Raw genomic sequence first — 5,092 nt, 5'->3', positions numbered from 1 at the left:
TGCCATGCTGGCCTGGGCGGCGGTGCATCTGAAGAAGGAGCCGGACGCGAGCTTCCTCGCTGCTCTGCCGCTGATCGAGACGCATGCGGGCGATCCGCGCAACTTCGTGCGCAAGGCGGTGAACTGGGCACTGCGGCAGATCGGCAAGCGGTCGAGGGCGCTGCACGCCCCTGCCCTTGCGCTGGCCGAGAAACTGGCGGCGTCGTCCGACAAGACGGCACGCTGGATCGGCAAGGACGCGGTGAAGGAGCTTTCCGATGTCAAACAGCTCGAACGGCTCGCGACCACACGACTGTGATCTCAGCGAAGTAAGCTCACGACGCTTTTACTCGCTTCCGAAATGGGACTGGCGGAGGATGACCACCATGAGCAGGCGTTTCAGATCAAGCGCGACGCTGGCGATCGTGCTTATGCTCGCCACCGCGAGAGCCGACGCCGCGGCCGACGTCGCGCATATCTTCTGGAAAGACTTGCGCCCGGCGACGCAGGCGGTCGCCGAGGACGCCAACCTGCCGATGATCGCGGCAAAACTGCCCGATCACGGTGAGACACTGTCGCTCAATCTGCAGGACAAGACCGTTCAATTGTCCGGCTACGCCTTGCCGGTCGATCGCGAGGGCGACCTCGTCTACCAGTTCCTGCTGGTGCCTTGGACCGGCGCCTGCAGCCACATGCCGACGCCGCCGCCGAACCAGATCGTGCTGGTAACGCCGGCGCATCCTTACAGGATGGCGGAGGCATACCAGCCGGTCTCCGTCACCGGCGTGCTGGAGCCCGGCATGGAGAAGAGCCAACTCTTCATCCTGGACGGCGTCTTGATCGTGCAGTCCGGCTATACCGTGCGCAAGGCCGAGGTGGCTGATGTCGACAGCGTGCCGGACGCCGTCACGCTCCCGGTCAACTCGCCGTGGAATTTCCTCAACAAAAAGAAGAACTAGGTCTCGCAACTTCGCGCATAGCGGGAAGCGCGAGCGCCGTGCTCAGGCCGCGTTGGCCCCCGACTCCTTGTCCAGGATCATGTAGTCGAGCGGGATCTCGGTCGTGTACTTGATCTGCTCCATGGCAAACGAGGACGACACGTCGCGGATCTCGATCTTGGCGATCAGCCGCTTGTAGAAGGCGTCGTAGGCGGCAATGTCGGGCACCACGACGCGCAAGAGGTAATCGACGTCGCCGCTCATGCGGTAGAACTCGACCACCTCCGGAAATTCCTGGATGACCTCGGAGAAGCGCCGCAGCCATTCATGGCTGTGCGAATTGGTGCGGATCGAAACGAAGACGGTGACGCGCACATTGACCTTCTCATGGTCGAGAATGGCCACGCGCCGCTGGATGACGCCCTCTTCCTCGAGCTTCTGGATGCGCCGCCAGCACGGCGTGGTCGACAGGCCGACTTTCTTGGCGACATCGGCGACCGCAAGCGTCGCGTCCTCCTGCAGGAGGCGAAGAATTTTTCTGTCTAGGCGGTCCATGGGAAGGCTCCAGCGGAATAGTTTGGCTATAATCCTTTTTATCAGGCCCTTTCACAAGAAAGAAATTCTGCCAATGCCGGCAAAAGCGAGTGATTTCTTGCAAGATGCCTAATTGAGGCGATAGCGGATTTCCGAGCGCAGGAATGGCAGCAAATCCATTTCAAACCACGGATTCTTCTTCAGCCAGCCGGTGTTTCGCCATGACGGATGCGGCAGCGGCAGCACTTTCGGCCCGGCTGCAGCATCCCAGACAGCGCGCCAGTTTCTGACCGTTTCCGTCAGCGACGGCCCACGCGCCGTGCCCATGTGCCAGGACTGCGCATAACCGCCGATCGTCAGCACCAGATCGATCTGCGGCATCAGCGCCATCAGATCGGCGCGCCAGGCGGTGGCGCATTCGCGCCGCGGCGGCAGGTCGGCGCCCTTGGTGTCCTGGCCCGGAAAGCAGAAACCCATCGGCACGATGGCGAATTTTTCCGTGTCGTAGAACTCGTCGGGGGTGACGCCGAGCCAGTTCCTCAAGCGATCCCCGGAAGCGTCGGTGAACGGCATGCCCGAGATGTGGACTTTCGTGCCCGGCGCCTGGCCGGCAAGCAGGATGCGGGCCTTCGACGAAGGCACAAGCACCGGGCGCGGCTGATGCGGCAGGGGCCGGCCGCGCGGCTGCTCGACACAGATGCGGCAAGCCCGCACCTTGGCGGCAAGGCTCTCCAGCGCTTCGCTCATGTCCGGCGGGTTCTCCAAAAACAAGCCTCAAGCAGCAGCGCTTGGCCGGCTGGAGAGCGCTGCGTGCCAGCGCAGCACATTCCCGCATTCCTCAGGCACCTTGATGCGTGCCGGCTTCATGAAATCGATGGCGATCAGCCCGGTGATGTCGGCGACCGAATAGGTGTCGCCGGCGGCAAATTCCATATCCGCCAACTCCCGGTCGAGGAGATGCAGGAACTCGATGGCCTTCGGCTTGTTGGCCTCGCCCCATTCCGGGATCTGCGGCACCTCCCATTCCTTCATTGCCGGATGGATGTGCCGGAACGCGGCGGCCACGCAGCTCATCAGGTTTAGCTCCAGACGCCTTTGCCACATCTCCACCATGGCCTTGCCGAGCGCGCCTGTTCCGAACAGGGCGGGCTCGGGATGCAACTCCTCGAAATAACGGCAAATGGCGATGGATTCGGTGATGATGGTCCCGTCGTCGAGTTCGAGCACGGGCAGCCGCCGCAGCGCATTGCGCGACGCCACCGGCTCCTTGCGATGCTCCAGCGCGCCCATGTCCACGGGCACCAAAGGGACGGCTAGCCCCTTTTCAGCCAGGAAAACCCGAACCCGCCTGGGGTTGGGCGCCCGGCCGCCATCGAACAGCTTCATTCTAGTCTCCGATCTTCATGCCAATCTTAGGGCGCGCTGCAATGCATGTCGCCCAAAACTGCATAGCGGTTTGGCAAGACCACATGTTGGCAAACAGAGCATCCCCCGAAGCGGGCATCACCAGAAACGAACAAGCTCACGCAACGCATCGCCGAGCGAAGCCAGTGCGCCGTGCTTCCTTTCGACGGGTTGATTGTGATGGCTGTCGCGCCAGTCCTGCGGCTGATCGAAGGAGCCAGCCCAGATGCCCACCTTGGCAGCCCGCGCGACGGCCTCCTCGGTTTCGAAGTCGCCGAAGGCGACGGCCCATCCGGACTGTACCTGCGCGCGGTTGAGGTCCGTGTCGCCCGCCTTGCAGTCGCCGAGCAACCGGCCGTAGCGGTCGCGCTGCCAGCCGCTGCAGGAGACCGGCCTGTCGGCGATCAGCCGCACCAGCGACTGCCGCGCAAGCCTGCCGCAGGCATAATCGGCCCCGTCCTTGCGGCACGTCTGTGTGTATTCCGGCGCGTCGATGCCGCGCATGCGGATGCGCTCGGCGCCAAGCGTGATCGAATCGCCGTCCCTGACGATGGCCGTGCCTTGCTCCTGTCGCGTCTCGAACCGGTCGAGCCGCGCCGCCACCAGGATGGACAGGCCAAGCAGGACCACGGCCAGCCCGTAATCCAGAAGCCTGCGCAAAAGGCTTCGCGGAGGCCGCGGAACATAGCGCCGGCGCGGTCTTCGCGACCAGGAACGGCTCATATGGCAAACAGTCTCTTAATCATTCGAACGTAGCTTAACGAACTGAAAATCGCTGCGCGCAGAAATTGAACTTGCATGCCTTTGCTACGCTCGGACACAGCGGACAAATTCATTGTGGACCGCAGGAAACCGCATCGCAACAGCGATGTGGCTCGCGCGGTGCGCAGGACGCGTGACCGTCTTTCGCAGCAGGCCGGCAGCCTCGATTTCGACCGCGAACTGCTCAAGCTCCATGCACGCGCCATGGTGGTCAGCGCGGCGGCGATTCCTCTGCTTGTGCTTGTAGTAGCGGCCATCGGCCGCTTCGCGGGCCTGGACAACCAGGTCGCCGTCTGGGCTCTCTTCATGCTGCTTTGCTACGCTATCGTCACTTTCATGGCGCGGCGCGTCGAGCGCACGGAAGCGGCCGAGCTCGACCCTGTGCAGACGCGCCGCGATTTCCTGATCGGCCATTCGCTCTGCGGCCTCGGCTGGGCCTGGTTCGCCTGGCTGGGCTGCGCCACATGCCAGGTTGACCAGTTCCATGTCGTCAAGGCCATGGTGCTCCTGGTCGCCATGGCGACGACTGCGGTGATGGCATCGTCCCTGGGCGGCGCGCTATTGGCGACCTTCGCCGTTCCCGTCGCGGTCTATGTCTATGCCGTCCTGCGCCTGTGGATGCCGATCGAAGGGATCATGGCGGCGCTTCTGGTCGCTGCCCTGCCCTTCTTCGGCTACGTCGCGCGCCATCTCAACCAGTCATCCTGGATGCTGCTCTCCTTCCGCTCCGAGAAGGACGCGCTGATCGCCGAGGTGGAGACTGCCAAATCCATGTCCGACGAGGCCAGGCGGCGCGCCGAGGACGCCAATCTGGCGAAGTCGCGCTTCCTCGCCTCGATGAGCCATGAGCTCCGGACGCCGCTCAACGCCATCCTCGGTTTCTCCGAAGTGATGGCCAATGAAGTGCTCGGGCCGATGAACAACCCGACCTATCGCGATTACGCGCATGATGTGCACGAATCTGGCCAGCATCTGCTCGATCTGATCAATGAGATCCTCGACCTGTCGCGCATCGAGGCCGGCCGCTACCAGCTCAACGAGGAGCCGGTGGTGCTGGTGACGATCGTTGAGGATTGCTGCCATATGATGGAACTGAGAGCCCGCAACAAGGACATCCGCGTCATCCAGGAGTTCGAGACCGCGCTGCCGCGCCTGTTCGGCGACGAGCGTGCCATCCGGCAGATCGCGCTCAATCTGCTGTCCAACGCCATCAAGTTCACGCCGTCGGGCGGCGAAGTGCGTGTGCGCGTCGGCTGGACGGCGGGCGGCGGTCAGTACATCTCGGTCAAGGACAACGGCCCCGGCATACCGGAAGAGGAAATCCCAGTGGTGCTTTCCGCCTTCGGCCAGGGCTCGATCGCCATCAAGAGCGCCGAACAGGGAACGGGCCTCGGACTGCCGATCGTGCAGGGTCTGCTCGACATGCATGGCGGCGAGTTCGAGCTGCACTCCAAGCTGCGCGAAGGCACCGAGGC

General features: G+C 63.4%; 6 protein-coding genes and 1 pseudogene. 3 read left to right on the top strand and 4 right to left on the bottom strand.

Annotation, left to right across the window (positions count from 1 at the left end):
• A partial coding sequence (locus EOA60_RS18050; protein WP_206628156.1) for a DNA alkylation repair protein occupies positions 1-298 on the top strand: 298 nt, incomplete at its 5' end.
• A 67-nt stretch (positions 299-365) separates the two neighbouring features.
• Positions 366-938: a DUF3299 domain-containing protein gene (locus EOA60_RS18045; protein ID WP_095825463.1), complete on the top strand. Its 573-nt coding sequence runs from the start codon at positions 366-368 to the stop codon at positions 936-938.
• Between the two features lie 42 nt (positions 939-980).
• Here EOA60_RS18045 and EOA60_RS18040 read toward each other — a convergent pair whose 3' ends face one another.
• The 4 genes and pseudogenes from EOA60_RS18040 to EOA60_RS18025 all read right to left on the bottom strand — a co-directional run bounded on the left by EOA60_RS18040 (position 981) and on the right by EOA60_RS18025 (position 3,578).
• Positions 981-1,472: an Lrp/AsnC family transcriptional regulator gene (locus tag EOA60_RS18040; protein ID WP_067319982.1), complete on the bottom strand. Its 492-nt coding sequence runs from the start codon at positions 1,470-1,472 to the stop codon at positions 981-983.
• A gap of 108 nt (positions 1,473-1,580) precedes the next feature.
• A pseudogene (locus tag EOA60_RS18035) lies at positions 1,581-2,286 on the bottom strand (uracil-DNA glycosylase family protein).
• Positions 2,226-2,837 (bottom strand): glutathione S-transferase, encoded by a 612-nt coding sequence (locus EOA60_RS18030; RefSeq protein WP_095825388.1) that lies wholly within the window; start codon positions 2,835-2,837, stop codon positions 2,226-2,228. The pseudogene EOA60_RS18035 and the gene EOA60_RS18030 overlap by 61 nt, the downstream one beginning before the upstream one ends.
• Before the next feature lie 117 nt (positions 2,838-2,954).
• The gene (locus EOA60_RS18025) at positions 2,955-3,578 is read right to left on the bottom strand and encodes a thermonuclease family protein (protein WP_095777701.1); all 624 of its coding nucleotides are present in this window, start codon (positions 3,576-3,578) and stop codon (positions 2,955-2,957) included.
• Positions 3,579-3,653: 75 nt separating this feature from the next.
• Here EOA60_RS18025 and EOA60_RS18020 point away from each other — a divergent pair.
• A partial coding sequence (locus EOA60_RS18020) for a HAMP domain-containing sensor histidine kinase (RefSeq protein WP_164899381.1) occupies positions 3,654-5,092 on the top strand: 1,439 nt, incomplete at its 3' end.

The organism is Mesorhizobium sp. M1A.F.Ca.IN.020.06.1.1, assembly GCF_004023265.1.
Classification (GTDB): domain Bacteria; phylum Pseudomonadota; class Alphaproteobacteria; order Rhizobiales; family Rhizobiaceae; genus Mesorhizobium.
Note: the sequence above shows the minus strand (reverse complement) of the source record. Positions and strands in the feature narration are given on the sequence as shown.